Here is a 17,309-nt window from a genome sequence, read left to right on the forward strand (position 1 = left end):
GCAGACCGTTAGAAGAGTCGGCGCGAAAAACAAACAGTTTTCCAGGGGTTGTTTGAGAATTTTGCAAGGAGCATCATGGACGATAATCAAGAACGGAAAGATTTCAATTCAACCGATAGCGATTCGCAGCTCAGCGCGGACGAAGAAACACTGCTCGACCAACTCGGTATTTCCGGCGCTGCTCGCCGCAAATTCTTGGGGCAAAGTATGGCTGCTGCACTCGGCACCTTCGCCTTCCACCTGCTGGCTAAAGAGGAGTCCTTTGCCACGCTCGCGGCTGCGCCCGACGCCGTGTTCGCCCCGACCCCAGGGGTTGAAAACGCCGTTAAGGTTCTTTTGAAAATCAACGGCTCGACTCAACGCCTGGAAGTGGATTCGCGCACGACGCTGCTCGACACCCTGCGCGAAAGACTTGGATTGACCGGCACCAAGAAAGGATGCGATCAGGGACAGTGTGGCGCTTGTACGGCGATCGTGGACGGGCGCCGCGTGCTTTCGTGTCTGACACTTGCCGCCAGTTGCGAGGGGAAAGAGGTGACGACGATCGAAGGGCTAGCTGACGGCGACAATCTTCATCCGATGCAGGCGGCGTTCATCAAACACGACGGCTTCCAGTGCGGCTACTGCACGCCGGGGCAGATATGTTCGGCGGTGGCGCTTCTGCAGGAAGCGAAAAACGGCGACGCGAGTCACGTCACGAACAATGTGCGGACGATCGCCCAAAATTTAAAACTCTCTGATGAAGAAATCAGAGAACGCATGAGCGGCAACATTTGCCGTTGCGGCGCGTATCCGGGAATTGTTGCGGCAATCAGAGAAGTTCAGTCCGGGCGCGAAACAGCCCAGACTTGGCATTTCGCGACCGATGAAGAAATTGCCGTTGCATTGAATCAGGAGGGCAAAGCCGATGAAATCGTTTAAATATTCAAGCGCAACCGATGCGGCAAGCGCCGTTGGCACCGTTTCCGCTAATCAAACGGCAAAGTTTCTGGCAGGCGGGACAAATCTGGTTGATTTGATGAAAGAATACGTCGAGCGTCCCAGCGAACTTGTTGACATCTCACGTTTAGATTTGGCGGAGATTCGATCGACCTCGAACGGAATTTCGATCGGCGCGTTAGCCAAAAATACCGATACGGCTAACCATGCGCTCGTCCGGCAAAATTATCCGCTGCTGTCAATGGCGATTTTAGCCGGTGCCTCCGCGCAGCTTCGCAATATGGCGACCAACGGGGGAAATTTGATGCAGCGCACTCGTTGCCAGTATTTTTACGACATCGCTATGCCGTGCAACAAACGCGATCCCGGCAGCGGATGCGGAGCGCTTCAGGGGCTTAATCGCATTCATGCCATTTTTGGCTACAGCGACAAATGCGTGGCGACTTATCCGGGCGATATGGCGAATGCGCTTTATGCGCTTGATGCAGTCGTGAGGATTCGCGGCACGAACGGGCAAGAACGCACCATCCCGATCGAGGATTTTCATCGCTTGCCGGGTGACACGCCGGAAAAAGATCACAATCTTCAGCATGGGGAATTGATCGTCGCGATCGAAATGCCGAAGAATAACTTCGCCAACCAGTCTTATTACCTAAAAGTTCGCGATCGCGCTTCATATGCTTTTGCACTGCTTGCCGTGGCTGCTGCATTAGAAACAAGCGGCAACACCATCAAACAGGCACGTGTTGTTTTGGGCGGTGTCGCGCATAAACCTTGGCGTTCACCTGAAGCGGAAAGAGTTCTGATCGGAAAACCTGCGACGGAAGAAACTTTTCAGGCTGCTGCCGAAGCGGCTCTCAAAGATGCGAAACCGCTCGAACATAACGGTTATAAAGTCGAACTCGGAAAACGCGCCATTGTTCTTGCTTTGCAGCGAGCGATGACGGGCGATGCGGCGTAAACATAGGAGGTTGAAAAGCAATGGCAAGATACATCGGAAAAGAAATGAGCCGCGTCGATGGCGTGGCGAAGGTGACGGGCAAGGCGAAATACGCCGCAGAATTTAAGGTTCCCAATCTCGCTTACGGTTTTATCGTCACGAGCAGTATAGCTAAAGGCGCAATCAAAACAATCGACACGAGTGAGGCTGAAAGCGCTCCGGGCGCGATCCGCGTTTTCACGCACCTGAACACACCGAAATTCGGACCGAAGGCTTCTACGCCGACCACCGCCACCGAAGAGCCGGACAAATCGTTCCGTGCGCTCCAGTCGGACAGAATCTACTTCAATATGCAGCCCATAGCGCTCGTCGTCGCCGAGACCTACGAACAGGCGCGATACGCAGCACGCCTCGTCAAAGTCACATATAACGCTGAGCAGCACGTAACCGACACTGAGGCGGCGCGAACGAGTGCGCGTGTACCCTCGCAGAGACAGCCGGAGAAGCCCCGCGGCAATCCCGATCGAGCGATGCGGAATGCACCGGTGAAAATAGAAGCCGAGTACCGCATTCCCATCCATCATCACAACCCGATGGAGCCGCACGGTGCCATCGCCTTTTGGGAGGGAGATACACTCTCGATCTTCGACAAGACTCAGAACATCTTTGGCTTGCGGACGCATCTGGCTTCGAGCTTCGGCATCGCACAGGAGAACGTGAGCGTCGTCTCGCCCTTCGTCGGCGGAGCGTTCGGCTCGTCGCTCAAACCGAATTACTATCCCGCGCTGACGGTGATGGCGGCGCGTGAACTCAAGCGCCCGGTCAAAGTCGTTTACACGCGAACACAGATGTACACCGGTCACGGCTACCGCCCCGACACGATCCAAAAGATTGCGCTCGGTGCCGAGCGATCGGGAAAACTGACGGCGATGATTCACGATGTCGTGCATAACACTTCCTCTCTAGAGGAGTTCATGGACGACACTACTGCTTTTACCCGTCAGGTCTACGCCTGCCCGAATCTCTTTGCGCCGACCAAAATTACCAACACCGATCTTTCGACACCGACATGGATGCGCGCCCCCGGTGCCGTCAGCGGTATGTTCGCGCTCGAATGTGCGATGGACGAACTGGCTTACGCGCTCAAGATCGACCCGCTTGAACTGCGTCTCATCAACTACGCTGAAACCGACCCTGAAAGCGGGAAACCGTGGTCGAGCAAGGCTTTGCGCGAGTGCTACCGGCTCGGTGCGGAGAAATTTGGCTGGAAGAACCGAAATCCAGAACCGCGCTCAATGCGCGACGGCCAATGGCTGGTCGGCTGGGGAATGGCGACCGGCGTCTGGGGTGCTATGCAGATGCCCGCCACCGCCAGAATTACTTTTCGCGCGGACGGCACGGCGCAGGTTGCCAGCGCGACCAGCGACATTGGTCCCGGTACTTACACGGTGATGACCATGATCGCCGCCGAGTTTCTGGGATTAAAAGCTGACCAGGTAAAGTTTGAACTCGGCGACTCGAAGCTGCCGCGGGCACCATCGCAAGGCGGCTCCTGGACGACGGCGAGCGTCGGCTCCGCCATTCACGGCGCTGCCCTAGCCATCGGCGAGAAGCTGCTCGCGCTGGCGAACCGGGACGCGAACTCTCCGCTGAAGGCTGCGATCGCCTCCGATGTTGAGATGCTCGACGGCAGGCTGCGGCTTAAAAGTGATTCATCGCGTTTCGTCAGCATCGCTGATGTTATGAAGCGCAATAATCTCACTGAGATCGTAGAGACGTTTGAGTCGAAGCCCTCGAAGGAGCGTGAGAAGTATGCGTCGCTGGTGCACGGCGCGCAGTTCATCGAAGTAAAGGTTCATCCGGATACGGCAGTCGTCCGCGTCACGCGCACGATCGAAGTTTCGGCGTGCGGTAAAATCATGAACCCAATGGCTTCGCACAGCCAGGAGATCGGTGCCATCATCATGGGCATCGGGATGGCATTACAGGAGGCGACCGAAATCGACCACCGCTTCGGCCGCATTATGAACCCTAACCTCCAGCATTATCACGTGCCCGTCAACGCCGACGTTCACGAGATCGAGACGATATTCGTCGAGGAAAATGACACCGTTGTCAACCCGCTAGGTGTCAAGGGAATGGGGGAGTTGGGGCTGGTCGGCATTCCGGCGGCGATCGCCAACGCTGTCTTCCATGCCACGGGCAAGCGCATCAGGGAGTTGCCGATTACGCCGGACAAGCTGCTGTGAGTGATGTTTTCTCAGCTTTTCCTTCAGGACACTACTGACAAATTAATTTAAAATGAGCAGTGAAATTCAATCCATTCTCAATGCCTTTGAGCAAAGTCAACGTCAGGGCAAAGCGGCGTTTCTGGCAACGGTAGTCGGCACTCAAGGCTCAACTTATCGTCGTCCCGGTGCGCGACTCTTGATGACTGATGATGGAGAAACCGTCGGCTTGGTGAGTGGTGGCTGTCTGGAACGCGATCTGTTTGAACACACTCAACAACGGATGCCAGATCGTCAAGCCAAGATTGTGACCTACGATCGCACGGCGACTGAAGATATTTTGTGGGGCTTTGGACTCGGTTGTACTGGCACCGTGCAAGTCCTGGTTGAACGGTTGCATCCACCGCACGATCCGCTCACGTTTTTCGCTCAGTGCTGGCGCGATCGCGTCCCTGGAGTCCTGGTTAGTATCATTCACGCTGAAGGCAGTGCCACCCAGTTAGGCGCTTGTTTGACCCTAACCTCGGATTCAATTGGCGTGCTAGGCGAAACGGAACCAGATTTAATCGAGGCAATGATCCCTGATGCTCAAGTCGTTTTACAAAATCAACAATCTGTAGTGAAGCAATACGAGCTTGCAACCCAACGAGTTACAGTCTGGCTCGAATTAATTCAACCGCCGATTCCCTTGATGATTTTTGGTGCAGGTCAGGATGCCGTTCCGATCGCTCAGTTTGCCAAAGCGTTAGGTTGGCACGTAACCGTTGTAGACTGTCGCGCCAATCAACTGAGTCACGAGCGATTTGCCATGAGCGATCGCACAATCCTCGCCCGACGAGAAACGCTCAATCGTCTCGACATTCAGCCTGGAACAGTCGCCGCGATCGTCACCCACAACTACTACGACGATCTGGAGAGTCTCAGAGTCCTACTCCCCTCTTCTGTTCGCTACATCGGCTTACTCGGATCAAAACAGCGAACCGAACGGTTGCTACAGGAACTGCAACAAGAAACAACCTACACCGATGGACAACTGGCAAAACTCTATGCTCCAGTTGGGCTAGATATTGGCGCTGAGACCCCAGACGCGATCGCGCTGGCGATTGTGGCAGAAATCCAAGCCGTCTTGAGCGATCGTCCAGGCATCTCTCTAAAATATCGCAACGCCTCGATTCATGAAACCTACCCAGATCGGCTTACTTCTCCTCGCGGCTGGAGCTTCGCAGCGGATGGGAACACCCAAACAGTTACTGCCCATTCAAGGACGTAGCTTGCTGCGACATCTAGCAGAAATTAGTATTGCGTCACTGTGCAATCCTGTCATTGTGGTATTAGGCGCATCTATACATCAAACTCGTGCCGAAGTTGAAGATTTACCGCTGCAAATTATTGAAAATCAGCATTGGCAAGCAGGAATGGGAACATCGATCGGTACCGGTTTAGCCGCGTTATTAGAACAAGAACCCGCATTAAATGCTGTGTTGATTCTGGTTTGTGACCAGCCCTTTGTTTCGACAGCACTGATCGATCGGCTAGTAGTAGCCTACCAGTCCGCGCACCATCAGATTGTAGCAACGAGCTATTTAGAAACGGTTGGCGTTCCCGCATTATTTGGCGATCGCTATTTCTCCCAACTCTTGAGGCTCAATTCAGATGTCGGAGCAAGACAAATCATTCAACAACATCTGCACCAAACTCACACCATTGCTTTTCCAAAAGGCGCGATCGATTTAGACACCCCAGAGCAGTACCAAGCATTCCTCACTGGTGCGCTTACATAGGTTTAGTTTTAGTAACGGAAAATTTTTGGTCGTTAGTGAGGCTCTGAACCTAACTATAGCTGTTCTCAAATAAGTGAGGTACGTAGTTGGGCTTTAGCCCTCTTAATTGTGCTTATAGCCTTTCTCAAAAAGGTGAGGTACGAATTTTGACCTGGAAAGCTTGACAATACAGGGTTTCTGTATACCTCATTTATCTGAGAACCGCTATATGTAGAGCTAAGTGAGGTAAGCACCGCCATCAACTCCGATTACCAATTAATACTCATACCTCATCTACCTGAGAAAGGCTAAGCTGTTCGGCATTTAAAGGAGGATAGTAGGGTGCGGAGCGTCAATAAGCGTTTCCCATGTATAGTAAGTGTTCGCGAATGACGCACCTTACCTGGAGCGTTAATGGTTTAAATGCTCCACAGCTTATACCTCATTTACACTGCTTCGTTAGTCGCCACTCAGAAGCCTAAAACGACCTAAACCCGTTGGTTGAGTTTTGAACTGTCCCGCTCAACCAGTTCGTCTCTGTAGGCTTGTGCTCTGTATGCCTTGCGCTGTGCCTAGGGGCGTTCGTGAAAGCGATCGCACGTTTCACTCGTTTTAGCAGCGTTTATATCTAAGTTTGCAGGATTGTACAACTATCCTGGACGATCGTTCTATGGCTTGCCCGTCAGGATGCCTAAGATAAAGCTAAGGCAAGGAAAAACGGTTTCGACTTCTTGCAGGCATTCTGGATTTTTATGCAAGCAAAAACAAGGAATATATTAATGCTTGTGAAATGGTTTCCCCTCAAGGGGAAAAGCTGCCAAAAGAGAATGCTGATTTTGCTCCTCGCCCTAGAGCTGTCCCTGAGTGCCTCAGCCTGCCGTGCCGACAACAGGATGCCGACCAGTGCCTCGTCGCAGACACCGACTGAAGTATCGATCCAACCGGCCAACAGTATGAAGATCGACATCAAAGTCAGAGACCAAGTAATTACAGCCACGTTAATTGACAGCAAAACGACTCAGGATTTTGTTGCCCTATTGCCCTTAACCCTGACGTTAGAAGATTACGCGAGCACCGAAAAAATCAGCAATCTGCCAAAAAGATTATCGACAGAAGATGCACCCCCAGGCAGCGATCCGTCTGTTGGCGATCTTGCGTATTACGCTCCCTGGGGAAATTTGGCGATCTATTATCGAGATTTTGGCTACTCCAACGGACTCGCGATCCTCGGAAAAATAGACGGTGGCATCGAGGTATTGAATGTGCCTGGTTCTGTAGATGTGACAATCGAGCGAATTCAGTAGCAACGTCAAAGGAGATAGAAATCAAACTGCTTGCGACAAAGACTTCCCGAATCAGCAGTAAGGAGTAAAAGATGACAACGAACGAGAATGGAAGCTACAGAGGAAAGGTTGCGTTTGTAACCGGAGCAGCGAGCGGCATCGGTCGAGCTACGGCGCTGGCGTTTGCCCGTGAGGGCGCTAACGTGGTGGGTGCTGATGTTTCAGAACAGGGCAATCAAGAAACGGCTCGTCTGATCGAAGAGCAAGGCGGACGGGCGATCGCCGTCAAGTGCGATGTGAGGCGATCTGAGGACGTGAAGGCGGCTCTGGACAAGACCGTTGAGGCTTTCGGGCGGCTGGACTTCGCCTTCAACAACGCGGGCATTGAGCCGAGGAAGGCGGCTCCGACTGCGGAGTACGAGGAGGAGGAGTGGAACCGGATTATCGACATCAACCTCCGCGGCGTTTTCCTGTGCATGAAGCACGAGATCCCGCTGATTCTCAAGCAGGGACGCGGCGCGATCGTCAACACGTCCTCGGGCGCGGGAATCATCGGCATCAAGGGCAGCCCCGCGTACACTGCCGCGAAACATGGCGTGATCGGACTGACCAAGGCGGCTGCCCTCGACTACGCCGCGCAGAACATCCGCGTCAACGCCGTCTGTCCCGGCTACATCGACACCCCGATGATGGGTCGCTTCACCGGCGGCACGGACGAAGGGCGTGCGAAGGTGATCGCGGAGGAGCCAGTCGGACGGATGGGCAAGCCGGAGGAGATCGCTGCGGCAGTTCTCTGGCTGTGCTCGGATGCGGCTGCCTTCGTCGTTGGGCACGCCCTGGTCATTGACGGCGGCCAAACGGTGCAGTGATGTTCGCCGCCAACCCGATCGAACCCTAAACGCACGACAATAAAGCATTGTCGCCGCCACCTTCACCGCCAACGGCGATGACTCATATGGAACAGGTTAGCGACGAACAATACCAGGCATCAAACGTAAACCAATAGAGGCATCAATTTATGTACAACACGAAAGCTTATTCCGCAGCTAGTGCAACATCACCGCTGGCCTCCGACACGATCGCACGGCGCGACCTAACCGAACACGACGTACAGATCGAAATCCTCTTCTGTGGCATCTGCCATTCTGACCTCCACATGGTGCGAAACGAGTGGGGCGGCGGCACGGTCTACCCGATCGTTCCCGGTCATGAGATGGTGGGACGTATTACCCAGGTTGGCTCGGCAGTGACGAAGTACAAGCCTGGTGATCTGGCAGGAGTCGGCTGCATGGTTGATTCTGATGGAACTTGTCCCCAGTGCAAAGCTAACCTTGAGCAGTTCTGCCCTTCCCTGACCCTCACCTACAACTCCCCAGACAAGCACAAGACTGCTCCAGTCACCTATGGTGGCTATTCCGATAGCATCGTCGTCGATGAACGCTTCGTTCTGCGAGTTCCCACCAACCTCGATCTTGCTGGAGTCGCGCCGCTCCTCTGCGCCGGGATCACAACCTATTCGCCCCTGCGCCACTGGGGAGTCACCAAGGGCAAGAAGGTCGGCGTGGTCGGTCTTGGCGGTCTGGGCCACATGGGCGTGAAGTTCGCCCGTGCGTTCGGTGCCCGCGTCGTCGTCTTCACCACCTCGCCCGACAAGACGGAAGACGCGCTCCGCCTCGGTGCCGATGAAGTTGTCGTATCCCGCAACACCGACGAAATGCAGAAACACACTGGCAGCTTCGATTTCATCCTCGATACCGTCTCCGCCAAACACGACATCAACGCCTATCTCAACCTGCTGGGCCTCGACGGCAACATCACCCTAGTCGGCGCACCTGAGAAGCCTCTGGATGTGTCGGCATTCAGCCTGATCATGGCCCGCCGCAGTCTCTCCGGCTCTAGCATCGGCGGCATCGCGGAAACCCAGGAGATGCTGGATTTTTGCGGCGAACATAACATCACTGCGGATGTCGAAGTCATCCCCATCCAAAAGGTCAACGAAGCCTACGAGCGACTGCTCAAGTCCGATGTGAAATACCGCTTCTGTATCGATATGGCATCCCTTAGATCTGAATAACCAAGGTGCAACCTCGAAGGAGTAACAATGCAGACGCGCAAACTGGGCAACAGCAATTTAGAAGTCTCGGCGATCGGGCTGGGCTGCATGGGAATGAGCTTTTCCTATGGTCTGCCCAAAGACATACAGGAGATGACTGCTCTTCTGGGGGCTGCGGTCGATCGCGGAATTACATTCTTTCGAGGTCTACGGCCCGTTCACCAACGAAGAGCTTGTGGGCGAAGCCCTGGCTCCCTTCTGCTTTGAACGTTTTCAGCCAGCTTGATTAGTTTAATGTGCAACAGGTCTATTGTGTTCGATTGATGCGCTTCGTTCCTCAGCCCATTTGCGCGAGCCGCCACAGGGTAATGGCCACTTCAGGTGTCCAGCTTGGGTTGGAGGAATGCGCTTGCAGGCAGGTGTATTGTAAAACTTCGTTGAGTTTATAAGCAATTATAAACAATAATGGTATCATATCGCTATGAGTGTTTAACAAGAAATACGCACAGCCCAAAGAACGGAAGTCTCAAATGCAGCTAACAGAGAGGCACATCATTAAATCCACGGAACACCGTTTCGCCCAAATAGACGAACTAGCTTTCAAGTCCAAAAACCTCTACAATGCCGCCAATTACGTTATTCGTCAGAGTTTTATTTATGGGTGGGGCTATGTTAATTACAACGAAACAAACCGCTTGATGAAGTCTCATGAAGCCTACAAGGCTTTGCCTGCCAAAGTAAGTCAGCAAATCTTAATGGTTTTAGACAAGAACTGGAAATCGTTTTTTGAAGCCGTTAAAGCTTACAAAGTTGATTCTTCAAAATTCACGGGTCGCCCAAAACTGCCGAAGTACAAAGATAAAGTTAAAGGGCGAAACCTTCTCGTCTACACGATTCAAGCAATTAGCAGCAAACAGTTGAAGAAAGGAATCATTAAACTTTCGGGTACAGAACTTTTAATTAAAACCCAAGTCAATCCCGACCAGGTTTGCCAAATTAGACTGGTTCCGAAATGTGATTCCTATGTAGTCGAGGTAATTTATGATAAACCAGAGCCAACCTGTAGCAACACTAACTTTGTAGCTAGTATTGATTTAGGACTAGATAATTTAGTGGCGTTAACTTCAAATCAACCGGGATTTATCCCTTTGTTGATTAACGGGCGACCATTGAAATCGATTAACCAGTTTTACAACAAGCGGAAAGCACGATTGCAATCCCAGTTCAAAGGGAATCGCAAAACTTCGCCCCGCATTCAGCGCTTAACTCGCTGTCGCAATCAAAAAATTGATAATTACTTACATCATGCTAGCAGTCTAATTATTAACCTTTTGCTGACCAAGCAGATTGGGACGCTAGTAATTGGCAAGAACGCGCAGTGGAAAACAGAAATCGAGTTAGGGAAGCAAACCAATCAAAACTTTGTTAGTATTCCTCACTCTCGATTAATTGAAATGTTGGAGTACAAAGCTCGGTTGGCGGGAATCACAGTAATTGTGCAGGAAGAATCCTACACATCCCGATCCAGTTTTTTAGGTTTAGACCCAATTCCTGTTTATGGAAAAACCGAAAAAGAGCCTGTGTTTACTGGTAAGCGGATTAAGCGGGGTTTGTACAAAACATCGACTGGTCAGCTAATTAATTCCGATGTGAATGCAGCGTACAATATCCTCAGAAAAGCAATCCCAAATGCGTTCAGCAATGGGATAGGGAGCTGCGTAGTTCAGCCGAGGCGGGTCGATCCGCTCAAATTGAAAGGGAAGGGGGAGGGACTTAACGCCTCCCATGTCATGCAATAAATGACTATACTTTTACCAGCTATTGCTTTCCTTGGTAAGTCACGCTGTCTTGCACCTGATACGTCCGGTTATTTTGCCAATCCGGCGATGTCAGATTTGGCGGCGGGGTTGTCCAGCCTTCCCCATCCGATTCACCGTGGATCAGTGTGGAATAACTCTTTAGGACTTACGCATTGACAAAAAGCATTATCTATGTACTCTCGGCCATAGCATCACTCTGAAGGTTCGCAAAAATATGCTCACGTATAACTAAAGTGAACATATTTCTTTGTACTTGATACCAATTACCAATTATCTTTTCAGACCGCATCAACTCCAATTTTACAAATGCTTGAAGTGAACAAAATATATGAGTTTTGATTGCATTGGTATTTCTCACCATGAAACGACAAATTCCACAAACTTGTTTGATTGCTCTGTGAAAGTTTTCAATGCCCCAATGAGTATCATGAATCGTCACAAATTGACTTCTAGTTGTTTCTCCGAGTTCTTCCGAGTTTGGTAAATATAAAATATAGTGTCTAGAGTCATCTTTTTTGAACACTTTCCTAAACAATTTTATAAATCCAAATTCTTTCAAATGAGTGATTGTTCCTTCATCTGAAACCTCCACAATCTCTACTGCACAATACTTTTGAGGTTCACTGGAGACAGTTCTATTCTTTTTAACTGCGAATAAAAAACCCAATTTCTGGTTTCTGAGAAATTTTAAATTTTCTACTCCTGAATACCAACTATCACCCGTCACTATTTTGGGTTTCACCCCCCAATTCATGATTTCCGTCATCATTTCTCTAAAATATTGATTTTTTGTTTTGCCCTCTTCTCGATCATATATTCTCTAATTGATCGGGACTGAATTACCATTGATGTCACTATAATACAGGGTGATCAAGTTTAAGCCTATCATCGTTTTATGGTATTTGCCAGACCAAAAACGACCGATTAGTTTTATGATTTTGGGGTCGCTATAAGGTTTTTCTATTACTGTATCATCAATACTCAGTATTCCTCCTTCTAAGGTGATAATATTCTGAGCTGTCTCGAATAAATCTTTCGGTTCAGATCTTTCTCTTAATAAAAATCGATTGATAGAATCATGCGAAACATCTCCCAATATTTCTGCTAACCTATTACACCCCCCAAACTTTGGTTCTAAGAGCAAAAATAAAATATACTTTTCGGCGTTGCATTGTGCTGTCGAGGGTTTGGTAGTTTTTCTCATTGTCAAATACCTGGAAAGTAGACCACTCATATTTATCAATGCACTATTTTGTGATTTTGTCAATGCGTAAGTCCTACTCTTGATGAATTCCCAATTGTAGTACCGTCCCTGTTTGTCCCTGCCGGTATCCCAGTTGATGGAGAAGGTCATCAGCCCCTTGATGGGCTGACCGGCATCATTCAGACGAGCGAAGACGCTGTAGACCACATTGGCGTCAACCACATAGCCAGTGGCGGCGGCATCCTGGTTGCTGGGCAGTCCGATGGTGAGTTTGTCCGCTGGTATCCAGATGCAACCACGGGTGCCATGAACCAAGCTGTCGGTCAGATAGTAGAGAAAGTCGGCGTTGCTGAATCAAGGTATGATAAACTTATAGTGCGATCGCAGACAAGCGAGAATGATTTATTTGATTTTGATACGGAATTGGAACATCTGCAAATTTTAGAAGCGTGAATTAGTAATTGAATTGAATATGTTAGCAACTTGTTGTCTAATTTAGAATAACAAAGACTTTTTCGTTTTAGGCGAGCTATTAGGATGCCTTAATCTTGTATTTTCACCCTCAACTCTTGTCATATAGGTTTTGCGGTCGGCTCCGATCTTCATCGGGAATAAACTTAGGGTAAACTTTCCACCCATCTGTCACATAAAAATGGCATCTCCATTTATTAACAATGCCCCATAGTGGTTCAAAAGTTTTTGCACGCTTGGTCGCCTAAAACCCATCCTAGAATACCTGGTTTAAAATGGTCTACTGCTGTCCACAACTAGGTGCAAGTTTTTTTTGAGCCGACAAATGTTTCTAATTCATCTAATTCTCCCACTTGTGGAGTTGTTTCTGGGCGATCAAAATCTGGCAGAGGATTAACACCACATAATTAAGGCTGCTACTGTACTTCATGAACCTGGAATATGCTGTATAGAGGAATGCGATCGCAGTTATTTACCAACAAGTGCTACAGCACCGCTTTGTAACACAGGAATTTCAATGCGGAACTCTGCTCCTTGATGGGGTTGAGAAAAGCACTGGAGGAAGCCACCGTGCTTTTCAACTACAATTTGATAGCTGATGGATAGCCCTAATCCAGTTCCTTTACCAGTTGGTTTTGTGGTGAAAAAGGGATTGAACACCTGTTGTCTAACAGTTTCCGTCATTCCAGGTCCATTGTCTTGAATTTGAATCACCGCGTTTTTACAATGACGGGGCTGAGTTTCGTTTGTGACTAGCTTAGTCCGAATAGTGATGCGACTCGGATGCTTTTGGATGTCTTTTGGAGAACGCTGATTGTCGTATTTTTCTAAAGCATCGATCGCATTTGCCAGAATATTCATAAAGACTTGGTTCAACTGTCCGGCATAGCACTCTACCAGCGGTAAATCGCCGTAGTCTTTAACAATTTCAATAGCAGGATGAGCCGGATTTGCCTTCAGTCGATTTTGCAAAATCATCAATGTGCTGTCAATTCCCTGGTGGATATCAACTGGCTTCATTTCTGCCTCATCCAGCCGCGAGAAGTTTCGCAGCGACAGGACAATTTGACGAATGCGATCGGCTCCTACCTTCATTGAACTCAGCATTTTGGGCAAATCTTCACTAATGAAGTCCAGTTCTACCTCTTCAATTTTTTCCTGAATTTGGGTATTAGTTGGATAGGTTTGCTGGTAAAGCTGAATCAACTTTAGTAAATTTTGCGTGTAGTCGGCAGTATGGCTCAGGTTGCCATAGATAAAGTTGACTGGATTATTAATTTCGTGAGCAACACCAGCAACCAGTTGCCCCAAACCTGACATTTTCTCTGCCTGAATAAGCTGTGCCTGAGTTTGCTGTAAGGTTTTGAGTGCAATCTCAGCTTCCTCTTTTGCTTGCCTTAAAGCAGCTTCGGCTTGCTTGCGCTCAGTAATATCCAGTGCCAAAGATGCAACTCCAACAATATTTCCACCATCCCCTACTAAAGGCGTATTGAACCATTCGCAAATAATGATTTTGCCGTTTCTCGTAATATTTTCGTTGACAGTGTAGTTTCCTTGGCCCTGCATCAACAACTCGTTCATAACTCGATCGACCATCTTTCTGGCAGACGCAGGCACAATTAATTCTGCGGGATGGTGTCCGATCGCCTCTGTAGCCGTGTAACCAAAAATCAGCTCTGCCGCTGGATTCCAGGTAGTGACTTTAAAGTTTAAATCCCATTCCACAACTGCCAGTGAAGTTTTGCGGAAAATAAAAGATAGTCGCTGTTCCGAGGCTTTGAGTTCTTCTTCTGCCTGTTTCCGTTGAGTAATGTCAATCCCTGTTTTGATGATGTACTCAATTTCACCCCGATTATCCACTAAAGCAGTATCTGACCAGGCAATCAGTCTGAGTTGTTCATCTTTGCTCATCCAAGTGCTTTCATACTGCTGGGGAAATTTACCAGCTTTTAAAGACTCAAAACCAGTTTTGGCTTGTCCAGCTAAGTCTGAGTTCTGGAACAAGTCCCAAATGTAGCGTCCCTTCACTTCACGAAAGGAGTAATGAGTCATTTGTTCGCAAGCTCGATTAAAGCGAACGATTTGTCCCTGCGGGTCGAGCACAACCACCAGGGCACCTGCAATTTCAAGAATGGCTGAAACAAAATTCCGTTCCAATTCAACTGCTTTAATCAGCTCCTCTAATTGGGTTGCCATGTTGTTAAATGCGATCGCCAATGTCCCCAATTCGTTTTGGCTGTGGATGTTGACCCGCGTCTCTAATTGCCCCGCACTGAGTTCAGTAGCTGCCGCGGTTAAGCGCTGTAGCGGCACCACAATTTGCCGAATAAATAGAAAGCCAATGCCAACAGCGACGATCGTCACCACCGCCAATGAGCCTCCCATAACTGAGAGCATTTGGTAAACGGGAGCATACGCCTCAGCCGTTGGCAGTTCTACAACCACATTCCAATTCAAGCTCCGAATTAAGGTACTGGCTCCCATTACTTCTACCTGTTTTAGACCCCGATAAACATTAAGGCGCTTAGTATCTTCGGATGCTTTCAAAAATTTAAAGAAAGGGCGCTGAGAAATATCTTGAAATTCAAAAGTTTCTGGCTTACTACCCTTTTGAGCAATGAGAAGATCGCGCTCATCGACTACATAGATATAACCAGTTTTGCCAACCTGCGTTTGGGAAACAACAAACCAGAGGAAGTTGAGATTTACCTGTGCTAATAGCACCCCATCCACCTCATCTCGCTGATTCCGAATCGGAACCGCCAGAATGGTAGTTGGTTGGTGAGTTTTAGGATTAATTTCTACAGAACTGACATAATCTTCCTGTTGTTTGAAAGCACGAATAAACAGTGGCGAATTGGCTGGATTTTCTAACTTGAGCAGTTCGTAGGGTGCAACTGATGCGATAACTTGTCCCTTCCGGTTCAAAATGGCAACTGCTTCATAAGCATCATTATGACGAGTCAACCCTTCCAACAAGCTCTGCTGCACTTGAGGTTGAAAGTTGGTGAGTCCTTTGACCCTAGCTAAATAGCTCAGTTTTTGTTTCAAGTCATCTAGATAATTATCAATCTGCCCTGCTGCTGTCTGACTGCGCTCTTGTTGGAGCGATCGCGATTGCCGGATCTGCGCCTGAAAGCTGAGGTAGATCAGCCAGCCACCAGCGGGCAGCAAGCTCAGGAGAACCAAAAATATCAAACCGTAGCGGAGCTGATTTGCAATAGATAAGAAGCGTTGCCAGGGATGAGAACGGGAGCTTTTGGCAATCGGCAGAACGCGATCGTTGCGTTGATTGTTCATCGGACTTAGGACAAATAACGGTAAATCAATTCATCGGCACACTAAGGAGAAACATTAATTTTGCCAGTCGTCACAGATTCTCGAACGGTCTTGAAAGTTTCCTCTTCCTGAGACGTGAGAGTACCACGGAAAGGGGCAAAGTCGTAGATATTTTCCTTGAGCCCAAACTTGTAAAGTTTTCCTTCCCAGCGACCTTCCTGGGTTAACACTGCCGCATTTAGCACCAGATGGGGAATGTCCTGCAGAACGCTAGTTAGGACTTTGCCGGGAGCCAGTTCGTACTGATCCTTTGTCCAACCAATCGCAAAGACTCCTGGCTTTTGCGTAACGGCTTTTAGCGCGGCTAACCCTGCCTCATCCGCGTTGATTGCCAAAATATCTACTCCAGAGGCAACCATATCCGTTGCGACTTTGGTAGCTTTGTGCGTATCGCTCCAAGTGTTGAGAAAAGCCGTCGAGGCTTGAACAGAGGGATTCGTTGCCTTCACTCCCCGCTTAAACAAAGCTTCTTCTTCTTGATAAACCGGATAAGGTGCACCCACAATATAGCCAACTTTATGGCTTTTGGTCTTCATGGCAGCCAAAGCACCTGTGAGGTACCCCACCTCACCCGATCGAAAGGCAACAGCCCCCAAATTTCTGTTATTCCCTGGATACGTTGTAACCAGGGCAAACTTCGTTCGCGGAAATTCTTTAGCGACCTTTTCGGCAGCTTTGGCATAGGCACCACTGGCTGCAATTACCAGGTCATAGCCTGACTGGGCATATTTGCGAATGGCAGCTTCACTATGTTCGCCGTCAATACTGCCAGTAAAGTCTACCTGAGCATTAAATTTATCTTTGATGAGATTCAATCCTTCAAAGCAAGCTTGATCCCAACTGTTGTTATCTTTAGGTCCTGTGGTGACCAACGCCACTCTAAAGGTGCTAGAGGTACTTGCTTCAGGGGAAGAGTCTATCTTCGGAGTCGATCGACTGCAACCGATCGCAAAAAATAGAGCTAGAGCCGCTAGAGTCATTTGTTTGAAAAGAGATTGAATTTGCATAATAGCTTTTCGCAGCAAGATTACTTTTTCTACTATGATAAATTTGTTGAACGGTATCTCAACAATCTTTAAAACTCTTACTCTCGTTCGTATTTAGGATCGCGAATTAAATAACTTACAATTTTAATTGTTATGGTGGGATGGGCGTCCCGCCCGTCCAAAAAAGGGCGGGCTAAGAGTGCCCACCCCACTTTCCTTGTGTAAGTTATTTAATTTTCATTCCTTAATGCGTTTTACAGATTCAGCGTAACACTCATTTAACCTC

Annotated in this window: 11 protein-coding genes and 2 pseudogenes; 9 read left to right on the forward strand and 4 right to left on the reverse strand. The window is 49.1% G+C overall.

The window, feature by feature from the left end; translation table 11 throughout:
- The first annotated feature begins 75 nt into the window (after positions 1–75).
- The 9 genes from QUA56_RS15870 (at position 76) to QUA56_RS15910 (ending at position 11,002) form a co-directional block, all read left to right on the forward strand.
- A complete protein-coding gene (locus QUA56_RS15870) occupies positions 76–921 on the forward strand; it encodes a 2Fe-2S iron-sulfur cluster-binding protein (protein ID WP_333359187.1) in 846 nt (281 codons plus the stop codon).
- Positions 908–1,900, forward strand: a complete 993-nt coding sequence (locus tag QUA56_RS15875; protein ID WP_333359189.1) for a xanthine dehydrogenase family protein subunit M — start codon at positions 908–910, stop codon at positions 1,898–1,900. Before QUA56_RS15870 ends, QUA56_RS15875 begins: the two co-directional genes overlap by 14 nt.
- Positions 1,901–1,920: 20 nt before the next feature.
- Complete coding sequence (locus tag QUA56_RS15880; RefSeq protein ID WP_333359191.1) at positions 1,921–4,128, forward strand: xanthine dehydrogenase family protein molybdopterin-binding subunit; 2,208 nt, start codon at positions 1,921–1,923, stop codon at positions 4,126–4,128.
- Positions 4,129–4,180: 52 nt separating this feature from the next.
- Complete coding sequence (locus QUA56_RS15885; protein ID WP_333359193.1) at positions 4,181–5,377, forward strand: XdhC family protein; 1,197 nt, start codon at positions 4,181–4,183, stop codon at positions 5,375–5,377.
- Positions 5,337–5,888, forward strand: a complete 552-nt coding sequence (locus QUA56_RS15890) for a nucleotidyltransferase family protein (protein ID WP_333359195.1) — start codon at positions 5,337–5,339, stop codon at positions 5,886–5,888. Before QUA56_RS15885 ends, QUA56_RS15890 begins: the two co-directional genes overlap by 41 nt.
- Positions 5,889–6,646: 758 nt before the next feature.
- Entirely contained in the window at positions 6,647–7,171 is a 525-nt protein-coding gene (locus tag QUA56_RS15895) for a cyclophilin-like fold protein (RefSeq protein ID WP_333359197.1), read from the forward strand.
- Between the two features lie 71 nt (positions 7,172–7,242).
- Positions 7,243–8,019 (forward strand): SDR family oxidoreductase, encoded by a 777-nt coding sequence (locus QUA56_RS15900; protein WP_333359199.1) that lies wholly within the window; start codon positions 7,243–7,245, stop codon positions 8,017–8,019.
- A 149-nt stretch (positions 8,020–8,168) separates the two neighbouring features.
- On the forward strand, positions 8,169–9,224 hold the full coding sequence (locus QUA56_RS15905) for an NAD(P)-dependent alcohol dehydrogenase (protein ID WP_333359201.1): 1,056 nt from the start codon (positions 8,169–8,171) through the stop codon (positions 9,222–9,224).
- 509 nt (positions 9,225–9,733) lie between these two features.
- A complete protein-coding gene (locus QUA56_RS15910; RefSeq protein WP_333359203.1) occupies positions 9,734–11,002 on the forward strand; it encodes a transposase in 1,269 nt (422 codons plus the stop codon).
- Positions 11,003–11,192: 190 nt separating this feature from the next.
- Here QUA56_RS15910 and QUA56_RS15915 read toward each other — a convergent pair.
- The 4 genes and pseudogenes from QUA56_RS15915 to QUA56_RS15930 all read right to left on the reverse strand — a co-directional run bounded on the left by QUA56_RS15915 (position 11,193) and on the right by QUA56_RS15930 (position 17,044).
- Positions 11,193–12,227, reverse strand: a pseudogene (locus QUA56_RS15915) (IS701 family transposase).
- A gap of 370 nt (positions 12,228–12,597) precedes the next feature.
- Positions 12,598–13,087 (reverse strand): annotated as a pseudogene (locus QUA56_RS15920) (IS1 family transposase); the annotation flags it as partial.
- Between the two features lie 79 nt (positions 13,088–13,166).
- On the reverse strand, positions 13,167–15,998 hold the full coding sequence (locus QUA56_RS15925) for a PAS domain S-box protein (RefSeq protein ID WP_333359205.1): 2,832 nt from the start codon (positions 15,996–15,998) through the stop codon (positions 13,167–13,169).
- A 41-nt stretch (positions 15,999–16,039) separates the two neighbouring features.
- The gene (locus QUA56_RS15930; protein ID WP_333359207.1) at positions 16,040–17,044 is read right to left on the reverse strand and encodes a BMP family protein; all 1,005 of its coding nucleotides are present in this window, start codon (positions 17,042–17,044) and stop codon (positions 16,040–16,042) included.
- Positions 17,045–17,309: the final 265 nt, after the last annotated feature.

This window comes from Microcoleus sp. N3A4, from assembly GCF_036701805.1.
GTDB lineage: Bacteria > Cyanobacteriota > Cyanobacteriia > Cyanobacteriales > Microcoleaceae > Microcoleus.

What these genes read in the sequence shown, in the direction of transcription:
- QUA56_RS15870 (WP_333359187.1), top strand. Translation starts at nt 76, where the DNA reads ATGGACGATAATCAAGAACGGAAAGATTTCAATTCAACCGATAGCGAT.
- QUA56_RS15875 (WP_333359189.1), top strand. Translation starts at nt 908, where the DNA reads ATGAAATCGTTTAAATATTCAAGCGCAACCGATGCGGCAAGCGCCGTT.
- QUA56_RS15880 (WP_333359191.1), top strand. Translation starts at nt 1,921, where the DNA reads ATGGCAAGATACATCGGAAAAGAAATGAGCCGCGTCGATGGCGTGGCG.
- QUA56_RS15885 (WP_333359193.1), top strand. Translation starts at nt 4,181, where the DNA reads ATGAGCAGTGAAATTCAATCCATTCTCAATGCCTTTGAGCAAAGTCAA.
- QUA56_RS15890 (WP_333359195.1), top strand. Translation starts at nt 5,337, where the DNA reads ATGGGAACACCCAAACAGTTACTGCCCATTCAAGGACGTAGCTTGCTG.
- QUA56_RS15895 (WP_333359197.1), top strand. Translation starts at nt 6,647, where the DNA reads ATGCTTGTGAAATGGTTTCCCCTCAAGGGGAAAAGCTGCCAAAAGAGA.
- QUA56_RS15900 (WP_333359199.1), top strand. Translation starts at nt 7,243, where the DNA reads ATGACAACGAACGAGAATGGAAGCTACAGAGGAAAGGTTGCGTTTGTA.
- QUA56_RS15905 (WP_333359201.1), top strand. Translation starts at nt 8,169, where the DNA reads ATGTACAACACGAAAGCTTATTCCGCAGCTAGTGCAACATCACCGCTG.
- QUA56_RS15910 (WP_333359203.1), top strand. Translation starts at nt 9,734, where the DNA reads ATGCAGCTAACAGAGAGGCACATCATTAAATCCACGGAACACCGTTTC.
- QUA56_RS15925 (WP_333359205.1), bottom strand. Translation starts at nt 15,998, where the DNA reads ATGAACAATCAACGCAACGATCGCGTTCTGCCGATTGCCAAAAGCTCC.
- QUA56_RS15930 (WP_333359207.1), bottom strand. Translation starts at nt 17,044, where the DNA reads ATGCAAATTCAATCTCTTTTCAAACAAATGACTCTAGCGGCTCTAGCT.